The organism is Kribbella sp. NPDC058245 (assembly GCF_042882005.1).
Taxonomy (GTDB): Bacteria; Actinomycetota; Actinomycetes; order Propionibacteriales; family Kribbellaceae; genus Kribbella.
Window position 1 is genome coordinate 248,819 of sequence record NZ_JBHVWY010000014.1, and the last position, 18,166, is coordinate 266,984.

17 protein-coding genes are annotated in these 18,166 nt (G+C 68.3%); 12 read left to right on the forward strand and 5 right to left on the reverse strand.

Annotated features, from left to right (window positions below):
• Positions 1–57: 57 nt before the first annotated feature.
• Genes ACFVWG_RS30200 through ACFVWG_RS30210 form a run of 3 tightly spaced genes read left to right on the forward strand, consistent with a single transcriptional unit; the run spans position 58 to position 2,443 of the window.
• Positions 58–1,485 (forward strand): NAD-dependent malic enzyme, encoded by a 1,428-nt coding sequence (locus tag ACFVWG_RS30200; RefSeq protein WP_391546828.1) that lies wholly within the window; start codon positions 58–60, stop codon positions 1,483–1,485.
• The gene (locus ACFVWG_RS30205; RefSeq protein ID WP_391546829.1) at positions 1,485–1,889 is read left to right on the forward strand and encodes a VanZ family protein; all 405 of its coding nucleotides are present in this window, start codon (positions 1,485–1,487) and stop codon (positions 1,887–1,889) included. Before ACFVWG_RS30200 ends, ACFVWG_RS30205 begins: the two co-directional genes overlap by 1 nt.
• On the forward strand, positions 1,886–2,443 hold the full coding sequence (locus tag ACFVWG_RS30210; protein WP_391546830.1) for a YqgE/AlgH family protein: 558 nt from the start codon (positions 1,886–1,888) through the stop codon (positions 2,441–2,443). The genes ACFVWG_RS30205 and ACFVWG_RS30210 overlap by 4 nt, the downstream gene beginning before the upstream one ends.
• Positions 2,444–2,447: 4 nt before the next feature.
• Here the strand turns inward: ACFVWG_RS30210 and ACFVWG_RS30215 are convergent, their stop codons facing one another.
• Entirely contained in the window at positions 2,448–2,711 is a 264-nt protein-coding gene (locus ACFVWG_RS30215) for a DUF3039 domain-containing protein (RefSeq protein WP_391546831.1), read from the reverse strand.
• Positions 2,712–2,829: 118 nt separating this feature from the next.
• Here ACFVWG_RS30215 and ACFVWG_RS30220 point away from each other — a divergent pair, with 118 nt between their 5' ends.
• From ACFVWG_RS30220 to ACFVWG_RS30240, 5 genes are all read left to right on the forward strand, one after another.
• Positions 2,830–3,405: a Uma2 family endonuclease gene (locus ACFVWG_RS30220; RefSeq protein WP_391546832.1), complete on the forward strand. Its 576-nt coding sequence runs from the start codon at positions 2,830–2,832 to the stop codon at positions 3,403–3,405.
• Between the two features lie 61 nt (positions 3,406–3,466).
• Positions 3,467–5,251, forward strand: a complete 1,785-nt coding sequence (locus ACFVWG_RS30225) for a DEAD/DEAH box helicase (protein ID WP_391546846.1) — start codon at positions 3,467–3,469, stop codon at positions 5,249–5,251.
• A gap of 182 nt (positions 5,252–5,433) precedes the next feature.
• Entirely contained in the window at positions 5,434–8,784 is a 3,351-nt protein-coding gene (locus ACFVWG_RS30230; protein WP_391546833.1) for a CARDB domain-containing protein, read from the forward strand.
• A 114-nt stretch (positions 8,785–8,898) separates the two neighbouring features.
• Positions 8,899–9,864 carry an alpha/beta fold hydrolase gene (locus ACFVWG_RS30235; RefSeq protein ID WP_391546834.1) on the forward strand — a complete coding sequence of 322 codons (966 nt, stop codon included), beginning with the start codon at positions 8,899–8,901 and terminating at the stop codon, positions 9,862–9,864.
• A 149-nt stretch (positions 9,865–10,013) separates the two neighbouring features.
• Positions 10,014–11,000 carry a phosphotransferase family protein gene (locus tag ACFVWG_RS30240; RefSeq protein ID WP_391546835.1) on the forward strand — a complete coding sequence of 329 codons (987 nt, stop codon included), beginning with the start codon at positions 10,014–10,016 and terminating at the stop codon, positions 10,998–11,000.
• A 308-nt stretch (positions 11,001–11,308) separates the two neighbouring features.
• On the opposite strand, the gene ACFVWG_RS30245 is transcribed toward ACFVWG_RS30240, so the two are convergent.
• The gene (locus ACFVWG_RS30245; RefSeq protein ID WP_391546836.1) at positions 11,309–12,142 is read right to left on the reverse strand and encodes a helix-turn-helix transcriptional regulator; all 834 of its coding nucleotides are present in this window, start codon (positions 12,140–12,142) and stop codon (positions 11,309–11,311) included.
• Between the two features lie 101 nt (positions 12,143–12,243).
• On the opposite strand from ACFVWG_RS30245, the gene ACFVWG_RS30250 reads away from it, so the two are divergent.
• Positions 12,244–12,960, forward strand: coding sequence for an SDR family oxidoreductase (locus ACFVWG_RS30250; RefSeq protein ID WP_391546837.1), 717 nt, complete (start codon positions 12,244–12,246; stop codon positions 12,958–12,960).
• Between the two features lie 50 nt (positions 12,961–13,010).
• Here the strand turns inward: ACFVWG_RS30250 and ACFVWG_RS30255 are convergent, their stop codons facing one another.
• Positions 13,011–13,556 carry an NUDIX hydrolase family protein gene (locus ACFVWG_RS30255; RefSeq protein ID WP_391546838.1) on the reverse strand — a complete coding sequence of 182 codons (546 nt, stop codon included), beginning with the start codon at positions 13,554–13,556 and terminating at the stop codon, positions 13,011–13,013.
• A 14-nt stretch (positions 13,557–13,570) separates the two neighbouring features.
• Positions 13,571–14,200 (reverse strand): helix-turn-helix domain-containing protein, encoded by a 630-nt coding sequence (locus tag ACFVWG_RS30260; protein ID WP_391546839.1) that lies wholly within the window; start codon positions 14,198–14,200, stop codon positions 13,571–13,573.
• A gap of 109 nt (positions 14,201–14,309) precedes the next feature.
• Here ACFVWG_RS30260 and ACFVWG_RS30265 point away from each other — a divergent pair, with 109 nt between their 5' ends.
• A complete protein-coding gene (locus tag ACFVWG_RS30265; protein WP_391546840.1) occupies positions 14,310–15,071 on the forward strand; it encodes a phytanoyl-CoA dioxygenase family protein in 762 nt (253 codons plus the stop codon).
• A gap of 11 nt (positions 15,072–15,082) precedes the next feature.
• On the forward strand, positions 15,083–16,315 hold the full coding sequence (locus ACFVWG_RS30270; RefSeq protein ID WP_391546841.1) for an MFS transporter: 1,233 nt from the start codon (positions 15,083–15,085) through the stop codon (positions 16,313–16,315).
• Here ACFVWG_RS30270 and ACFVWG_RS30275 read toward each other — a convergent pair.
• The gene (locus ACFVWG_RS30275; RefSeq protein ID WP_391546842.1) at positions 16,312–17,058 is read right to left on the reverse strand and encodes a hypothetical protein; all 747 of its coding nucleotides are present in this window, start codon (positions 17,056–17,058) and stop codon (positions 16,312–16,314) included. The two genes, ACFVWG_RS30270 and ACFVWG_RS30275, sit on opposite strands and share 4 nt — an antisense overlap.
• A 117-nt stretch (positions 17,059–17,175) precedes the next feature.
• On the opposite strand from ACFVWG_RS30275, the gene ACFVWG_RS30280 reads away from it, so the two are divergent.
• Positions 17,176–17,820 (forward strand): IclR family transcriptional regulator, encoded by a 645-nt coding sequence (locus ACFVWG_RS30280; protein ID WP_132409924.1) that lies wholly within the window; start codon positions 17,176–17,178, stop codon positions 17,818–17,820.
• Positions 17,821–18,166: the final 346 nt, after the last annotated feature.

Genomic DNA, 18,166 nt, shown 5'->3' on the forward strand with positions numbered 1-18,166 from the left:
ATGCACTTTACTTACGGAACTCCGGGGCCTTACCAGTGACGTGAGAGGATCACCCGCGTGACTGCCTTGCCGAGTGTTTCGTACTCCATCACCGTTCGCCTCGAGGTCCCCGCGGGGGGCTCGACCGTGAGCAAGCTGACGACCGCGGTCGAGCAGGCCGGTGGTCTGGTCACCGCGCTCGACGTGACCGCGTCCGGTCACGAGCGGCTGCGGATCGACGTGACCTGTGCCGCTGCCGACACCGAGCACGCCGGCCGCCTGGTCGAGGCGATGCGCGCCGTACCGGGCGTGGAGATCGGCCGGGTCTCGGACCGGACCTTCCTGATGCACCTCGGCGGGAAGATCTCGATGGAGGCCAAGCACCCGATCCGCAACCGTGACGACCTCTCGATGATCTACACCCCGGGGGTGGCCCGGGTCTGCCTGGCGATCGCCGCGAACCCCGAGGACGCCCGCCGGCTGACCATCAAGCGGAACACGGTCGCCGTCGTCACCGACGGGTCGGCCGTGCTCGGGCTGGGCAACATCGGCCCGAAGGCCGCGCTGCCGGTGATGGAGGGCAAGGCGGCGCTGTTCAAGCGGTTCGCCGGGATCGACGCCTGGCCGCTGTGCCTGGACACCCAGGACCCGGACGCCATCGTCCAGATCGTCAAGGCGATCGCGCCGGGCTTCGCCGGGATCAACCTGGAGGACATCTCCGCGCCGCGCTGCTTCGAGATCGAGGCCCGGCTGCGCGAGGAGCTCGACATCCCGGTCTTCCACGACGACCAGCACGGTACGGCGATCGTCGTACTGGGCGCGCTCTACAACGCGCTGCGGGTGGTCGGGAAGGACATCAGCGAGGTGAAGGTGGTGCTGTCCGGCGCTGGTGCGGCCGGTACGGCGATCCTGAAGCTGCTGATCGCGGCCGGGGTCAAGGACACCTGCGTCGCCGACATCGGCGGCATCATCCACGCCGAGCGCGCGGGCCTGACGCCGGATCTGCGCTGGATCGCGGAGAACACGAACGCGGCGCAGTACAGCGGCGACCTGAAGGGCGCGCTGGCCGGTGCGGACGTGTTCATCGGGGTCTCGGCACCGAACATCCTGAACGGCGACGACATCGCCACCATGAACGAGAAGGCGATCGTGTTCGCGCTCGCGAACCCGACTCCCGAGGTCGACCCGGGCGAGGCCGGCGAGCACGCGGCCGTGGTCGCGACCGGGCGGTCCGACTACCCGAACCAGATCAACAACGTGCTGGTCTTCCCGGGGGTCTTCCGCGGTCTGCTCGACGCGCAGTCGTCCAAGGTGTCGATCGAGATGGAGCTGGCCGCCGCGAAGGCGCTGGCCGGGGTCGTCACGGACGACGAGCTGAACGCGACGTACATCGTGCCGAGCGTGTTCCATCCCGAGGTGCACACGCGCGTGGCGCACGCCGTACGGGATGCGGCCGGCGGCAAGGCGCCCGCGGCCGAGCTGTTCCCGGACGACTCTCCGCTCTGATGACGGCGACGGTGGCGGGGGCGACCGGATCGCGGTTCTCGGTGTGGGCGTGGCGGGTCGCGTTCGTCGCGGCCTGCGCGCTGCAGCTGTACGGCGTCTATGCGCCGGAGGAGGCTGGTCCGTCGGTCGGCATCCCGGGGATCGACAAGGTCGCCCACTTCTGCCTGTTCGCGGCGGTCGCGTTCACCGGGCTGAAGGTCGGCGTACCGGCGCGCTGGCTGCTCGGCGCGCTCGTGGTGAACGCGATCGGGAGCGAGTTCGTCCAGCACTATCTGCTGCCGCATCGCGACGGGGACCCGTTCGATGCGCTGGCCGATCTGCTGGGCGTCGCGGCCGGCGCGTGGGCGGGTTTCCGGGTGGTCCGTAGAGGCCGCGTTGGCGGGCACGACATGATGGGTGCATGACGGCCCAGACGCTGACCGGTTCGCTGCTGGTTGCGACCCCGTTGCTCGACGAGCCGCCCTTTCGCCGGTCGGTGATCCTGCTACTGGATCACGACGACGACGGAGCGCTCGGTGTGGTGGTCAACCGCGCGGCCGACCTCGCCGTCGACCGGGTACTCCCGGACTGGTCGGACACGGTGAACGAGCCCGGCGTCCTCTTCCTGGGCGGCCCGGTCGGCACCGACAGCGCGCTGGCGGTCGCCGAAGTGATCGAGTCGACCGACCCGCCCGGCTGGCGCGAGTGCTTCGGCCGAATCGGTCTGATCGATCTCGACGTACCACCGGAACTGCTCGTCGGCGCGATCCAGCGGATGCGGATCTTCGCCGGGTACGCCGGCTGGTCGTCAGGCCAGCTGGAAGGCGAGATCACCGAAGGCGCCTGGTACGTCGTCGAGTCCCAACCCGACGACGTGTTCAGCCTCGACCCGGACACGCTGTGGCGGCGCGTCCTGCGCCGCCAGACCGACCAGCTGGCCTACCTGGCCACCTACCCGGACGACCCCACGCACAACTGACGGACTACTCGCCGCCGCTGCCGTCGCCGTCACCGTTCATCGACTCCCAGATCTCCTTGCACTCCGGGCAGACCGGGAACTTCTGCGGGTCCCTGCTCGGCACCCACACCTTCCCGCACAACGCCACCACCGGCGTCCCCATCACCATCGCCTCGGTGAGCTTGTCCTTCGGCACATAGTGCGAGAACCGCTCATGGTCCCCGCCCTCCAGGGGCTGGGTCCGCTCATCGATGACGGTGTCGGCGCCGGGGCTCAACTGCGTACTCATGCCCCGAGTGTAAGCCGCCCCGCCAGTCACCCGAAGTTATCCACAGCCGGGGAACTCGTCGGGGCATGCCGGGGCAGATGACTGCACATTCTTGGTGTGACCAACTCAAGGAGGCACTATGAGTGCTGTGAACACCATGCCCACCCCGTTTCCGGCGGCCGGCCATCCGGCAACGCCGCTGACCAGGGCCGATCTCGACCTGATGCCCGATGACGGCCGCCGGTACGAGCTCATCGACGGGAACCTTCTGGTGAGCCCCGCGCCGGTGCCTCAGCACCAGCGAGCGGTTCAGGCCGTGTACCGGTTGTTGTATGCCGCCTGTCCGGAGGAGATGGAGCCGTTCGTGGCTCCGCTGGATGTGGTGCTCGGACTGGATACAGTCCTGCAGCCGGATCTGCTGGTCACCCGACAGGAGGACCTCAGCGAGAAGGATCTGCCGGTCGCGCCGTTGCTCGCGGTCGAGGTGCTGTCACCGAGCACCAGGCGGTTCGATCTGATGGTGAAATGGTCGAGGTACCAGGACGCGGGGTGTGCGGCGTACTGGGTGGTTGATCCCGACACGCCGAGTCTCATTGCATGGGAACTGCGGGACGGCGCATATGTGCAGGTCGCGAAGGTAACCGGGGACGAAACGGCGCGTCTGACGAGACCGTTCGAGGTGTCGATCGTGCCGGCGAATCTGTTCTGTCGGTGATGTCGGGTAACGTCTCTGTACGGCTTACTTGTCGTCGATCGGGGGAGTTCCGCCTGTGGAAATGCACGTGCCTGGTGGATCGGGCGTGCTTCCTCCCGCCTATCCGGATCGTGCTGCTTGGGGTACCGCGAGCAAGCTGCGGGCCTGGCAGGCGGAGGCGCTCACGCAGTACCTGGAGACCAATCCCCGGGACTTCCTGGCGGTCGCGACGCCGGGGGCCGGGAAGACGACCTTCGCGCTGACCGTGGCGGCCGAACTGCTGCACCGGCGGCAGATCGACCGGATCACGGTGGTGACGCCGACCGAGCACCTGAAGGTGCAGTGGGCGGACGCGGCGGACAAGGCCGGGATCGCGATCGATCCGGCGTTCGCCGGGCGGCGCGGTAAGACGAACCAGGACTTCACCGGGGTCGCGGTGACGTATGCCGGGGTCGCGGTGAACCCGCTGGCGTTCCGGGTCCGGACCGAGCGGTTCAAGACGCTGGTGATCCTCGACGAGGTGCACCACGGCGGTGACGCGCTCAGCTGGGGTGAAGGGGTGCGGGAGGCGTTCGAGCCGGCCGCGCGCCGGTTGTGCCTGACCGGTACGCCGTTCCGGAGCGACGACAACCCGATTCCGTTCGTCACGTACGAGCACGGTGCGGACGGTCATGCGCGGAGCAAGGCGGATTACACCTACGGCTACGGGCACGCGCTGCGCGACCACGTCGTACGGCCGGTGATCTTCATGTCGTACTCCGGCGAGATGCGGTGGCGGACCAAGGCCGGTGACGAGGTCGCGGCGCGGCTGGGTGAGCCGCTGACGAAGGATCTCACCGCGCAGGCGCTGCGGACCGCGCTCGACCCCACCGGCGAGTGGATGGGCGCCGTACTGGGGGCAGCGGACAAGCGGCTGACCGAGGTGCGGCGGCACATGCCGGATGCCGGCGGGCTGGTCATCTCCGGGGACCAGAACTCGGCGCGGGCCTACGCCAAGACGCTGCGGGAGATCACCGGGCAGGCGCCGACCGTCGTACTGTCCGACGAGAAGGCCGCGAGCAAGAAGATCCAGAAGTTCTCCGAGGACGAGTCCCGGTGGATGGTCGCGGTCCGGATGGTCTCCGAAGGGGTCGACGTACCGCGGCTGGCGGTCGGGGTCTACGCGACGCCGACGTCGACGCCGCTGTTCTTCGCCCAGGCGGTCGGACGGTTCGTGCGGGCCCGCAAGCGGGGTGAGACGGCGTCGGTGTTCGTGCCGTCGGTGACCCGGTTGCTGAGCTTCGCCGCCGAGATGGAGGTCGAGCGCGACCACGTCCTCGGCCGCAAGAACAACAACGAGGACGGCGACATCTTCGCCCTCGAGGACGACCTGCTGAAGAAGGCGAACGAGGCCGAGGGCGCCAGCGACGAGCTGGACGCGAAGTTCGAGGCGCTCGGGTCGGACGCGAGCTTCGACCGGGTCGTGTTCGACGGCGGCGACTACGGGACCGGCGGGGACCAGGCCTCCGACGAGGAGCTGGACTTCCTCGGGCTGCCCGGCTTGCTGGAGCCCGACCAGGTGCGCGACCTGCTGCGCAAGCGGCAGGCGAAGTCGATCGCCGCCCAGAAGAGGTCGCAACGGGGCTCCGACGAGCGCGAGGACCCGACTCCCACCGAGCTCGCCACCCACGAGCAGATCGCTCTCCTGCGCCGCGACCTGAACGGTCTGGTCGCCGCCTGGCACCACCGAACCGGCCAGCCGCACGGTGTCATTCACAATGACCTCCGGCGCAAACTAGGCGGCCCTGCCGCCGCGCAGGCGTCCTCGGAGCAGCTCAAGGAACGCATCGAGCTGATCCGTCACTGGGCCAGCCAGCGCCGCGCGTAACTCACTGAAAACACCCCACCCGACTGCTCGGGTGGGGTGTTTTTTGCGTACTCCGAGCTGTTGACCTTCGACGGAGGGTCATGCAACATGCGACTACCGTCGCGCAAGAAATTGGCAAGGTGTTGAAAATTTCGGATGCACGGTGCTGTCCGTCTAATCCGCCCTCTGACGGAGGAGCCCTTATGCAAGGGAAGAGAAGTCCTGTCCGCCGCATCCTGATCGGGGTGCTGGTGGCGGTGGTGGTCGCAGTGGGTCTGGTGCCCGCTGCGACCGCGGCCGTGACCGCGAACCTCGCGAAGACCTTGTCAGCCAGCAGTTCGAACGGGGGATACCCGAGCACCAACGCCGGTGACGGCAACCAAGGCACGTACTGGGAGAGCACCAACAACGCCTTCCCGCAGTGGATCCAGGCCGACCTGGGCACCACCCAGGACGTCAACCAGATCACCCTGAAACTGCCCACCGGCTGGGGTGCGCGCACGCAGACCCTCTCGGTCCAGGGCAGCACGAACGGTACGACGTTCGGCACGATCGTCACCGGTACGGCGTACAACTTCACCGGGAACAACGTCGTCACGATCGACCTCCCGACGACCGCCGCCCGCTACGTCCGGCTGAACTTCACCGCGAACACCGGCTGGCCGGCCGCCCAACTGTCCGAGTTCGACCTGGCCGGACCTGGTGGCGGGCCCGTCGAACCCCCGACCGGTACCGACCTCGCGGCGAACAAGCCGATCGAGGCGTCCAGCGCCGTCTTCAACTTCGTCGCGACCAACGCGAACGACGGCAACATCGCGACGTACTGGGAGTCGAACGGCTTCCCCTCGACCCTGACCGCCAAGCTCGGGTCGAACGCCGACCTGACCTCCGTGGTCGTCAAGCTCAACCCCGACTCGGCGTGGGGTGCTCGCACGCAGAGCATCGAGGTCCTCGGTCGTGAGCAGTCGGCGACCGCGTTCACCTCGATCAAGGCGCGCGCCGACTACCAGTTCAGCCCGAACAGCGGCGGCAACGCGATCACGATCCCGGTCACCGGCCGGTACGCCGACGTCCGGCTGCAGGTCTTCTCCAACACCGGCGCCCCGGGTGGTCAGGTCGCGGAGTTCCAGGTCTTCGGCGCCGCGGCCCCGAACCCGGACCTGGTCGTCACGGCGGTCGACTGGTCCCCGGCCAGCCCGTCCGAGACCACGCCGATCACGCTCTCGGCCACGGTCAAGAACTCCGGTACGGCGGCCGCTCCCGCCAGCAGCCTGAACTTCCTGATCGGCGGCTCCGTCGCTGGTACGGCGTCTGTCGGCGCCCTCGCCGCCGGAGCCTCCGCCACGGTCACGGCCAATGCCGGAACCAAGCCGCAGGGCAGCTACACCGTCGCGGCCGTCGCCGACGCCGGCAATGCGGTCACCGAGCAGAACGAAACCAACAACACGCTCCAGGCAACCAGCCAGCTCCAGGTCGCCCAGGCCCCCGGCCCGGATCTCCTGATCACCGGCATCACCCCGAACCCGTCGAACCCGGCACCGGGCGCGGCTGTCTCCTTCACCGTCGCCGTGAACAACCGCGGTACGACGGCCGCCGGGGCCAGCACGACCCGACTCGTCATCGGCTCGACGACGTTGAACGGTGCCACCGGCACGATCGCCGCCGGAGCCACCGCGAACGTCGCGATCTCGGGCACCTGGACCGCGGCCAACGGCGGCGCGAACCTGGTCGCCACGGCTGACGCCGCGAACGCGGTGACCGAGACCAACGAGAACAACAACACCTTCACGAAGGCGATCGTCGTCGGCCGCGGCGCCGCCGTACCGTACACGTCGTACGAGGCGGAGGCAGCGGCGTACACGGGTGCACTGCTGACCACCGACCCGCTGCGCACCTTCGGTCACACCAACTTCGCGACCGAATCATCCGGCCGGGCCTCGGTGCGGCTCAACACCACTGGCCAGTACGTCGAGTTCACCTCGACTGTGCAGACCAACTCGATCGTGGTCCGCAACTCGATCCCGGACTCGGCCAACGGCCAGGGCATCGACGCCACGATCAGCCTGTACGTCAACGGCACGTTCAAGCAGAAGCTCAACCTGTCCTCGCACTACAGCTGGCTCTACGGCAACAGCGACGGCCCCGAGGCGCTGACCAACACCCCGGGCGGCGACGCCCGCCGGCTCTTCGACGAATCACATGCCCTGCTCGGTACGTCGTACCCGGCCGGAACGAAGTTCAAGTTGCAGCGCGATTCCGGCGACTCGGCGTCGTACTACATCGTCGACTCGATCGACCTCGAGCAGGTGGCCCCCGCTCTCGCGCAGCCGGCCGGCTGTACGTCGATCACCCAGTACGGCGCTGTCCCTGGGGATGGCATCGACGACGCGGACGCCCTGCAGCGCGCGGTCACCGACGACCAGAACGGCGTGATCAGCTGCGTCTGGATCCCGGAAGGCCAGTGGCGGCAGGAGAAGAAGATCCTCACCGACGACCCGCTGAACCGCGGTCAGTACAACCAGGTCGGGATCAGCAACACCACGATCCGCGGTGCGGGCATGTGGTACTCGCAGCTCTACTCGACCATCGAGCCGCAGAACGCGGGCGGTATCAACCACCCGCACGAAGGCAACTTCGGCTTCGACATCGACAAGTTCGTGCAACTCTCGGACATCGCGATCTTCGGCTCCGGCCGGATCCGCGGCGGTGACGGCAACGCCGAGGGCGGGGTCGGCCTGAACGGCCGGTTCGGTACCGGCACGAAGATCACCAACGTCTGGATCGAGCACGCGAACGTCGCGGTCTGGGTCGGCCGCGACTACGACAACATCCCCGAGCTCTGGGGCCCGGCCGACGGGCTGGAGTTCTCCGGGATGCGGATCCGCGACACCTACGCCGACGGCATCAACTTCGCCAACGGCAGCCGCAACTCCAAGGTGTTCAACTCGTCGTTCCGTACCACCGGCGACGACTCGATGGCGGTCTGGGCGAGCAAGTACGTCAAGGACCAGTCGGTCGACATCGGCCACGACAACGCGTTCACCAACAACACGGTGCAGCTGCCCTGGCGCGCGAACGGCATCGCGATCTACGGCGGGTACGGCAACAAGATCGAGAACAACCTGATCTACGACACGATGAACTACCCCGGCATCATGCTGGCGACCGACCACGACCCGCTCCCGTTCTCGGGGACGACGCTGATCGCCAACAACGCGCTCTACCGCTGTGGTGGTGCCTTCTGGAACGAGGACCAGGAGTTCGGTGCGATCACGCTGTTCCCGTCGAACCTGCCGATCCCGGGTGTCACGATCCGCGACACCGAGATCTACGACTCGACGTACGACGGCATCCAGTTCAAGACCGGCGGTGGTGAGATGCCGAACGTGCAGCTCACCAATATCCGCATCGACAAGTCGAACAACGGTTCCGGCATCCTCGCGATGGGTGGCGCCCGTGGCAGCGCGACCCTGACGAATGTCGTCATCACGAACTCCCGTGACGGCGACGTACTGAAGGAGCCCGGTTCGACCTTCACCTTCACCGGGCAGTAGCCCCTCCCCGGTGATCCGAGCCCCCGCGCCTGCTGCCCACGGCGCGGGGGCTCACTTTTGCCTTTTCGGTGGTCTTTCGGTCAGCTTTTGGTGGCATCCGACAAACTTGACCCCGTGAAACGGCTCGTGCGGGTACTACGGCGCATCTTCGTCGTACTGGTGGTCATCTGGCTCGTCATCACCGGAGCGTCCCTGACCTACAACTTCGCCACCCGGGAACGCGCCGAGCCGCCACCCGGCCTGCGCTTCGTCCAGACCGCGGACCTGCAGACCCGGTACGACGAGTGGGGTACGACGGGCTCACCGATCGTGCTCGTTCACGGGGCAGCCGAGTCGGTGGAGACGTGGTCCGCGTTGGTCCCCGTTTTGGCGCGGACCCATCGCGTGTACGCGTACGACATCACCGGATACGGCTACAGCGAGCGCAAAGCGCCGTACACGATCGAGCACCTGGCCGCGCAGCTCCTGGGCTTCCTCGACGCCATGAAACTCACGGGCCCCGGGCAACCAAAGCCGGTTCTGGTCGGTCACTCACTGGGCGCCGGTGTGGTCGCCGAAGCCGCACTCGAACAGCCCGCCAAGATCGGCGGCATCATGTTCCTGGACGGCGACGCACTACCCCTCCCCAACAGCGGCGGACCACCCCGCGCCATCGTCAACACCCTGATCGTCGACCCGTACCGAACGTCCGCGCTGCGCCTCGTCCTGGGCTCCGACAGCCTCATCCGCAGCGTCTACAACGACGCCTGCGCTGACAAATGCGCACCCCTGACCCACGACGAAGTCCAAGTCTGGACCCGTCCCTTCCGCGTCCCCGGCGCCGAGAAGGCGCTGTGGCAGATGATCGGCCCCGACTTCCCCGCCGTGCAGCCGGATCGCCTGGCCCGCCTGAAGAACCTCCCCATCGCCAAAGCAGTCCTCTTCGGTGCCCTCGACAACCAAGGCGGCTCCGCCGAACAAACCGCCACCCGGGTAGGCGCACCCCCACCCACCATCCTCCCCGGCCAAGGCCACCTAACCCTCATCTCAGCCCCGGCACAGGTCGCCAAAGCCATCAACGCCCTAGCCGCCCGCACCTAGCCCCCACGCAGCCGACTACACCCGCTCCTTCGTCGCGTGCTCCGCTGTCCGCTCCGACCACCCCGCTCACGCTCGCGGCGCTCGCTAGACCTACCGCCGCCCGAGGCGCTGATCCGCGATCTCAGGTTGTCGTGGGGGAGGATGGGGAGATGGAGCTTCGGGTTGTTGAGCGGGGTCCGCAGGCGTTTCAGCTGCCGCTCAGCGCGGCGGAGATCGAGGCGGTCTGTCGGCGGGCGTTCGGCGGCGACGTGGCTCCGCTGACGGCAGTTGAGTTGGGGTACGGGTCGTACAACAGCGTCTACCGGGTGGAGTTGGCTGGTTGGACGGAGCCGGTGATCTTGCGCGTTGCGCCGGCCGAGGCCAGACAGTTCGGGTCTGAGCGGCGGCTGATGCGGAACGAGTACGCCGCTGTGCCGTGGCTGGCGGTGATTGCGCCGCTGATGCCTCGGGTTCTTGCTGTCGACTGGTCGCACGACACCATCGACCGGGACTGGATGATCCAGACGTGCCTGTCAGGGATCCCGGCCCCGGAGCGGTTGGGCGAGTATCCGCGGTCGGGGCGTACGACGTTCTTCCGGCAGCTGGGCGTGATTGCCCGCTCGGTTCACGACGTACACGGGCCGCTCTTCGGGCGAGTGGACGGTCCGGCGCATGCGTCCTGGAGTGAGGTCCTGATCGCGTCGTTCACGCGCATCGCGGACGACCTGGAACAGCTGGGGCTCGATGCTACGGACGTGCGAAGGGCTGTCGTTGTGGCTGAGCGGGACCGCGCGACACTGGACGAGGTAAGAGAGCCTCGGCTGTTGTCCGGCGACCTGTGGACAGTCAACTGCCTGCTGGATGCCGACGCGCCAGAGCCGTTGATCACTGGAGTTCTGGATTTCGACCGAACGGAGTTCGGGGATCCCGCTGCGGACTGGACGATCAGGATGGTGCAGGCGAAGGCCGATGAGCGCCAAGCCTTCTGGGAGTCGTACGGCGCGTTGGACCGCTCACCGGCGGCGGTCTGGCGGGCCAGGATTTACGAGGTTCGGCACCTTGCGGCCATCCGGCTTGAGCGCCATCGCTTGGGCAAGGTCGAGGCGGTGCGCGAGAGCTATCAAGCGATGGCGAAGATCCTTGCCGAGCTCGCTTGAGATCCTGCGCGAGTCCACCGCGCCGGGCAGCACGCGGGACGGAGCCTCGGACGGCACCGCAGCGAGCACCTGGGGTGGGAGCTGATCGTTGCCCTGGGCCCCCGCTCGCTAAGTGGTAACTTTTCGGCGCTGGGCGCCCATTTCTTACCACTTAAGGTTCTGGATCGGCGAGGAGTGCCGACATGGCGGGCACATCGACGTCGTGCGTGAACTCGTGGACGGTCGCGCAGGCCCGGACCAGGCCGACTTCGGGGATACCGAGAAGTGGCGTCGGTACGTCGTGAAGCTGCAGGCGGCGGCTGAGGTGTTCAGGTGAGGGATTGGGTGCCGATGACGTCGAGGAGGCGGAGGGCTTGGTCTGAGGGGGAGCCGGGGTCGGCGGTGTAGAGGACTACGCGTTGGTTGCGGTCGGGGACGAGGAGGATCTCGCAGATGACGTCGATGCGGCCGACCTCGGGGTGCAGGATGGTTTGGCAGAGGGTTTGCTGGCGGGCTACTTCGTGCCGCGACCAGATGTCGGCGAACTCGGGGCTTCCCGCGAGCAGGTCGGCGATCAGGGCCGGGATGGTGGGGTCGTCGGGGTAGGTGGCTGAGGCGGCGCGGAGGTCGGCGGCGGCTTCGCGGGCGAACTCGCGGGTGGTGTCGGCGCCGAAGCGTGCGGACTGGTCGCCGTACAGGAAGCGTTGGCGCAGCAGGTTGCGCTCCTTGGGCGGCAGGGCGGAGAAGTCGGCGAGGAGGGCGGTCGCCTGCCGGTTCCAGGCCAGTACGTCGTACTTCGCGTCGAGGACGATGCCGGGGACGTCGAGGCGGGCGATCATCCGGAGGATGCCGTCGCGGACGTCCGAGGGAGGTCCTGGGGGTGGGCCGGGTTGTTCGCCGGCCAGGCGGAAGAGGTGGGCGCGTTCGTCGTCGTTCAGGCGGAGGGCGCGGGCGAGGCCGGTGAGGACCGGGCGGGACGGGCGCGGGGCGCGGGCCTGTTCGAGGCGGGTGTAGTAGTCGGTGGACATTGTGGCGAGGGTGGCGACCTCCTCGCGGCGGAGGCCCGGCGTACGGCGGCGCAGGCCTGCGGGCAGGCCGACATCGGCCGGGGTGAGGCGCTCACGCCGTACCCGGAGGAACTCTGCCAGTTGTCCTCGATCCACACGACCATGGTCGCAGGCGGCGCGAACGCCAAACAGGGACTGCCGGTCCCAGGGTCGGCTCGCTCTGCCAGCCGCGAAAATCTCGCACCAGGCTGTGAGCCATGACTGAGAACAAGATTGCGCTCGTCACGGGCGCCAACAAGGGCATCGGCAAGGAGATCGCACGGCAGCTCGGCGAGGCGGGGTACCGGGTGCTGGTCGGCTCGCGGGACCTCGGTCGTGGTCAGCAGGCGGCCGAGGAGCTGGAGAATGCGGTCGCGATTCAGCTCGAGGTGACCGACCCCGAGTCCGTGCAGGCTGCGGCCGACACGATTGCGCAGGAGTACGGGCGGCTGGACGTGCTGATCAACAACGCGGCCATCATCCCGGTCGGGGATGCCGGCGTGGCGGAGATCGAGGCCGCCGTACTGCGGGATGGGTTCGACACGAATGTGGTCGGGCTGGTCGCGGTGACGCAGGCGATGCTGCCGCTGCTGCGGAAGGCCGAGCAGGCGCGCGTGGTCAACCTGTCGACCTCACTGGCGTCGTTCACGCTGGTCGGCGACCCGGAGTCGCGGTTCTCGTCCAAGCGCACGCTCGCCTACAACGCGACCAAGGCGGCGGTGAACATGGTCACCGTCATGCTCGCCAACGAACTCCGCGGTACCGGCATCCTGGTCAACGCCGCCGACCCCGGCAACTGCGCCACCGACATGGGCGGCTGGCAGACCGCGCGCACCCCAGCCCAAGGCGCTGCGGTAGCCGTCTACATGGCCACCCTCGGCGCAGACGGACCCACCGGCCAGGTCTACGACGAGGCCGGTCAACTCCCCTGGTAGTTCGCTAACGTCCGAAAACACGCCGACCAGGTACTGCGGATCTTCGGACGTTAGCTCAGTACGCCGGACCAGGCGAGGGCCTGCTTCAGGAGCTGGCCGCGGCCGCCTTCGAGGTCTGCCAGGAGCGAGGGAGACAGCGCCTCTTCCGGGGTCAGCCAGGTGAGCTCGAGGGCGTCCTGGCGCGGGTTGCACTCGCCGGTCACCGGTACGACGTACACCAGCGCGACGGCGTGCTGACGGGGGTCATGCAGGGGAGTGAGGCCCGGGAGCGGGAAGTACTCGGCGACCGTGAAGGGCACCGGGCTGACCGGGAGGCGCGGGAACGCAGCCGGGCCGAGGTCCTTCTCGATGTTGCGCTGCAGCGCGTCCCGGATCGTCTCGCCGTGGAACACCCGGCCGGAGACCAGCGTCCGGACGATCTGGTTGGTCTGGGTCGAGCCGCGGAGCAGAACACCGACATGCTCGATATGACCGGTCGCGTCGACGCGGGCCGGGACAGCCTCGACGTACAGGATCGGGACCCGGGAACGGGTCTCCTGCAGGGCCAGGTCGGACAGCCAGCCGGGGTTCGGGTCAGGCGTACGCACAGAAGTCACGAACACATCTTTACCTACGGCCGAAATGCCTCTCGGTAGCGGGTTGGACTCAGCCCGAAATGGGCGCGGAAGCGGCGGGTCGCGTGGCTGGGGTCGGGCCAGCCGACGAGCGCGCCGATGGTGGCGATCGGGAGTTCGGTCTCGATCAGGAGGCCGGCCGCGCGCTCGGCCCGGATCCGCTGCAGGTAAGCCATCGGGGACACCGAGGCGCTCCGGCCGAAGAGGCGGACCAAGTAGCCGGGGGCGAGGTTCACGGCGGCGGCGAGCCGGTCGAGGGTCCACGCGGAGGCGAGGTCGGTCTCGAGCAGCCGCATCGCATGCTGGACAGCGGGGTGCGCCGCAGCGCGCTCGGTGGCGCCGGAGAGTAATCCGAAAATGTCTGTGCCCAGATAGGCATTGCGGACAACCAACCCGGCGCACTCCGAGTACCCATGCCACTGCCCCGGCCGCAGTACCACGACCGAACCAGCAGTCAACGGCCGCGACCCATCCGCAGACAGGTGTACGCCGGTACCGGCCACCACGACTGCGATCTCGAAGAAGGCGTGGCTGTGGGGCGCGACGTCGGCCGTCAGCGAGAGCAGTTCCTCGGCGACGGGCAGCCGCTCGTCGGGGAAGACTTCGCTGCTGAGGATCTTGTGCATCCGAGGTCATTTCTGGTCAAGGAGTGGTTCGGGATCGCCTGGTGCTCTGGAGGGCTCAGCGGCGAGGCTGGATACGCCTTGCTGACAACAGCTTCCGAGGAGCCGGCAGATGACCACCACCGAGCCTACGCCCACCACAATCGTCGACGCAGAGACCATTTCCGCCTACCGCCGGAATGGTGTAACGAGGTTACGTAACATCATTACGACCGCGGAGGCGGCCCGGTTCCGGGACGCGGCGATCGCGGAGAGCGGGATCGCGAGCGACTACGCCGGAGGGTCTGCGATCTTCAACCAATACGTCAACGTCTGGCAGCAGAACGACGTACTGCGTGAGCTCACCCTCCATCCCAACCTCGCCGCCGCCGCGACCGCGCTGGCCGGGGTACCGCTGCGGATCTGGCACGACCACCTTTTGATCAAGCCGCCGCACAACGGCGCGGCAACCGAGTTCCACCAAGACGCGCCGTACTGGCCGCACGCCGGTTCGCGGCACGCGCTCTCAGCCTGGGTGGCGCTGGTCGACGTACCGGTCGAACGCGGCTGCATGACCTTCATCCCCGGTTCGCACGGTCACCAGGGTCTGCGCGCCCAGGACCTGGCCGACCGCGACGACCTGTTCCGCGTCGCGCCGGATCTGCGCTGGGAGGAGCGGCTGACCATCCCGCTGCGCGCCGGCGACTGCACCTTCCACAACGCCTACCTGGCGCACTCCGCGACCCCCAACCTCACCGACGACCCGCGGATCGCCCACGTCACGATCTTCGTCGACGCCGACACCGAGTACACCGGCGGCGGCCACGTCGTCACCGACGGTCTCGGCCTGACGCCGGGTCAATCGTTGGAGCACGCCACCTTCCCGCGGGTCTAACATGAGGATTCGTGCCACTTCTCACCGATATCCGGCCGCTCCGGGAGTCCGCCGATTTCCGCCGGTTGTGGATCGGATCGACGGTGTCGCAGCTCGGTCAGCAGATGACCGCGGTGACCGTGTCGATCCAGGTGTACGCGCTCACGCACTCGACGTTCGCGGTCGGCCTGGTGGGGTTGTGCTCGCTGGTCCCGCTGGTCGTCTTCGGCCTGTACGGCGGCGCGATGGCCGACGCGATCGACCGCCGCATGCTGGCCCTGATCTCGTCGGGCGGGCTCTGGCTGCTCTCGATGATCCTGGTCCTGCAGTCCCAGCTGAAGTGGAACCAGACCTGGGTCCTGTACGCCGTCGTCGCCTGCCAGTCGGCGTGTTTCGCCGTGAACAACCCGGCCCGGGCGGCGATCATCCCGCGACTGATCCGGCCGGAGCTGCTCCCGGCCGCGAACACGCTCAGCCAGGCCGCGTTCAACCTGGGGTTCACCGCCGGCCCACTGCTCGGGGCGGCGGTGATCGCCTGGCACGGCTTCGCAGCGGCGTACCTGGTCGATGTGATCACATTCACCGCGGCGCTCTACGCGCTCTTCCGGCTCCCGCCGGTGCCGCCGACCGGGCTGGTACGGCGGGCTGGGCTGCGGTCGGTCCTTGAGGGGTTCACGTTCTTGCGGGCCGCGCCGGCGCTGCTGGCGACGTTCCTCGCCGACATCTTCGCGATGGTGTTCGCCCAGCCGCGAGCGTTGTTCCCGGCGGTCGCGGGCGCGTTCTTCGCCGGAGGAGTGCGGACGGTCGGCCTGCTGCAGGCGGCTCCGGCGATCGGCGCGCTGATCGGGGTGCTGTTCTCCGGCTGGGTCACCCGGGTTCGGCGGCAGGGAATCGCGATCGTGGTCGCAATCACGGCGTACGCGACTGCTGTGGGGTTGTTCGGCCTGGCCCGCACGATCTGGCTCGGCGTCGCGCTGCTCGCGTTGTCGGGTGCGGCCGACATGGTCAGCTCGGCGTACCGCAACACCGTGCTGCAATCAGCGGCCCCGGACGCGATGCGCGGCCGTCTGCAAGGCGTGTTCATCGTGGTCGTCGCCGGTGGACCGAGGCTCGGAGACTTCGTCGCCGGTACGACGGCCTCCCTCACCACGCCGACCATCGCCCTGCTCGGCGGAGCCGCGGTCTGCATCGCCGGCCTGCTCATCCTGCTGGCCCGGAACCGGCCGTTCCGCGTCTACGACTCCGAGGTCCGCGCGCTGAGTTAACCGCCGGCCACCAGCTTGCCGAGGACCTTCGGCCAGGAGGCGACGTCCGGGTTGATCTGCTGCATCTCCTTGCCGCCGACCGTGACGAGTTTGCGGCTGCCGACCGGCTGCTTGAGCCGGACCGCGGTCAGCGAGACGCTGTCATCCGCCGGGCAGGGTGTATCGGTGTCGACGACCACAGTGATCCGGTCCGCCTCCTCGGTCACGCGCAGGTCCATCGCGCAGTCGAGCGAGGTACCGATCAGCAGGTTGTTGTCGTCGTACTCCGGTGGGTTCTGGATCCAGCGCAGGTAGGTCGGGTCTTTCTTGTGCACGAGCTGGTACACCGGGACCGGCTGCTGCTTCTCCTCGAACGACGGACCGGTGCCGTCGCCGATGAACGTGCCGTAGATCATCGAGATGCACGGATCGTCGGCCGACTTGCCGTCGACCGCGCCGAACGCACGGGCGGCCGTGTAGCAGGCGTTGGACTCGCGGTTCAGGGCGACGTTGAACCCGACCAGGGCGAGCGCGCCGACCACCAGCAGCCCGGCCAGCATCCGCCGCGACCTGACCTGCTGCGGCCCGAGCACTCCGGCGCGCCGGCCGGTCTCGGCGTCGGCCTGCTCGTCCTCGGGGTACTGGCGGAACAGGTTCAGGACGGTCTTGGTCCACTGCGGGTTGATCAGCGTCGGGATCGCGTAGAGCAGGATCAGCCCGACGATGACGGCGATCGCGGGGAGAAGCGCCCAGTAATTTCGCACGGCAGCAAGATACGGGCCGACCGGGCCGCGCCTGAAAATTTGGTGTCCTGAGTCGGAAGGTTCGATGGCACCGGACACTCCCGTGAGTACTGCACGAAATGCGGATACGCTGGCCGCGTGCCCGCAGAGACCTCCCAGACGCTCGACCGGGGACTGACAGTCCTCGAGTTGCTGGCGGACGCACCGGACGGTCTCTCGATCACCGAGTTGGCCGCCGCGCTGCGTGTCAGCCGGACCGTCGTCTACCGCTTGGTGAACACCCTCGAGCTGCACCGCCTGGTGCGCCGCGACAGCGAGGGCCGGGCCCGGCTCGGCCTCGCGGTCCTCCACTACAGCCGCCGCGTGCAGCCCACGCTGCGTGACGCTGCGCTCCCGGTCCTGCGCTCCCTCGCCGAAGACACCGGCGCCACCGCGCACTTGACGGTCGCAGACGGTGACGAAGCCCTGGCCATCGCCGTCATCGAACCCTCCTGGACGGACTTTCACGTCTCCTACCGGATGGGCTCCCGGCACGCCCTCGACCAAGGCGCCGCCGGCAAAGCGATCCTGGCCGGCCGCCGCAAACCCGACCCCGCCGGCCGCCCCTTCGTCGTCACCTCCGGCGAACTCCAAGCCGGCGCCCAAGGCGTCTCCTCCCCGGTCCTCGGCGTCCCCGGCGTCGAAGCCTCCATCGGCGTAGTAGTCCTCGGCAAACTGGACCGAGACTTCGTCGGCCCCCGCGTAGCCCGCGCCGCCGTAGAAGTAGCCAAACGCCTCGCCTAACCCCGTACGCCGAGCGCACCCACCCCTGCTCCGCGTCACCCCCACCCGCCTCGCCTGATCCGTACGCCGCGCGCCGCGCGCACTCACCACACCCCGCTCCACGTCAGCGCCCGCTCGCCCAGCCCGCCTGCCCGCCCGCTCGGCGCACTGACCACCCGCTCCGGAGTCAGCGCCCACTCGCCTCGCGCCCCTCCTGCCGCAGCCCCCGTCCTGCCGTGGTGCATTTGAGGGGATCTCCCTTCAAGTTGCCCGGCGGAGTCCATCGGTCGAAGCAACGCCTGAAGGAAGGTGTTGTCCGATGCCGGTTGCGCGTGGGTATGAGGTGCGGGAGAGGTTTTTGGGGTTG

Excerpts from the sequence above, each read along its gene's own strand:
- ACFVWG_RS30260 (WP_391546839.1), bottom strand. The coding sequence starts at position 14,200 with ATGCACAAGATCCTCAGCAGCGAAGTCTTCCCCGACGAGCGGCTGCCC.
- ACFVWG_RS30225 (WP_391546846.1), top strand. The coding sequence starts at position 3,467 with ATGCACGTGCCTGGTGGATCGGGCGTGCTTCCTCCCGCCTATCCGGAT.
- ACFVWG_RS30215 (WP_391546831.1), bottom strand. The coding sequence starts at position 2,711 with ATGAGTACGCAGTTGAGCCCCGGCGCCGACACCGTCATCGATGAGCGG.
- ACFVWG_RS30230 (WP_391546833.1), top strand. The coding sequence starts at position 5,434 with ATGCAAGGGAAGAGAAGTCCTGTCCGCCGCATCCTGATCGGGGTGCTG.
- ACFVWG_RS30220 (WP_391546832.1), top strand. The coding sequence starts at position 2,830 with ATGAGTGCTGTGAACACCATGCCCACCCCGTTTCCGGCGGCCGGCCAT.
- ACFVWG_RS30265 (WP_391546840.1), top strand. The coding sequence starts at position 14,310 with ATGACCACCACCGAGCCTACGCCCACCACAATCGTCGACGCAGAGACC.
- ACFVWG_RS30250 (WP_391546837.1), top strand. The coding sequence starts at position 12,244 with ATGACTGAGAACAAGATTGCGCTCGTCACGGGCGCCAACAAGGGCATC.
- ACFVWG_RS30205 (WP_391546829.1), top strand. The coding sequence starts at position 1,485 with ATGACGGCGACGGTGGCGGGGGCGACCGGATCGCGGTTCTCGGTGTGG.
- ACFVWG_RS30240 (WP_391546835.1), top strand. The coding sequence starts at position 10,014 with ATGGAGCTTCGGGTTGTTGAGCGGGGTCCGCAGGCGTTTCAGCTGCCG.
- ACFVWG_RS30210 (WP_391546830.1), top strand. The coding sequence starts at position 1,886 with ATGACGGCCCAGACGCTGACCGGTTCGCTGCTGGTTGCGACCCCGTTG.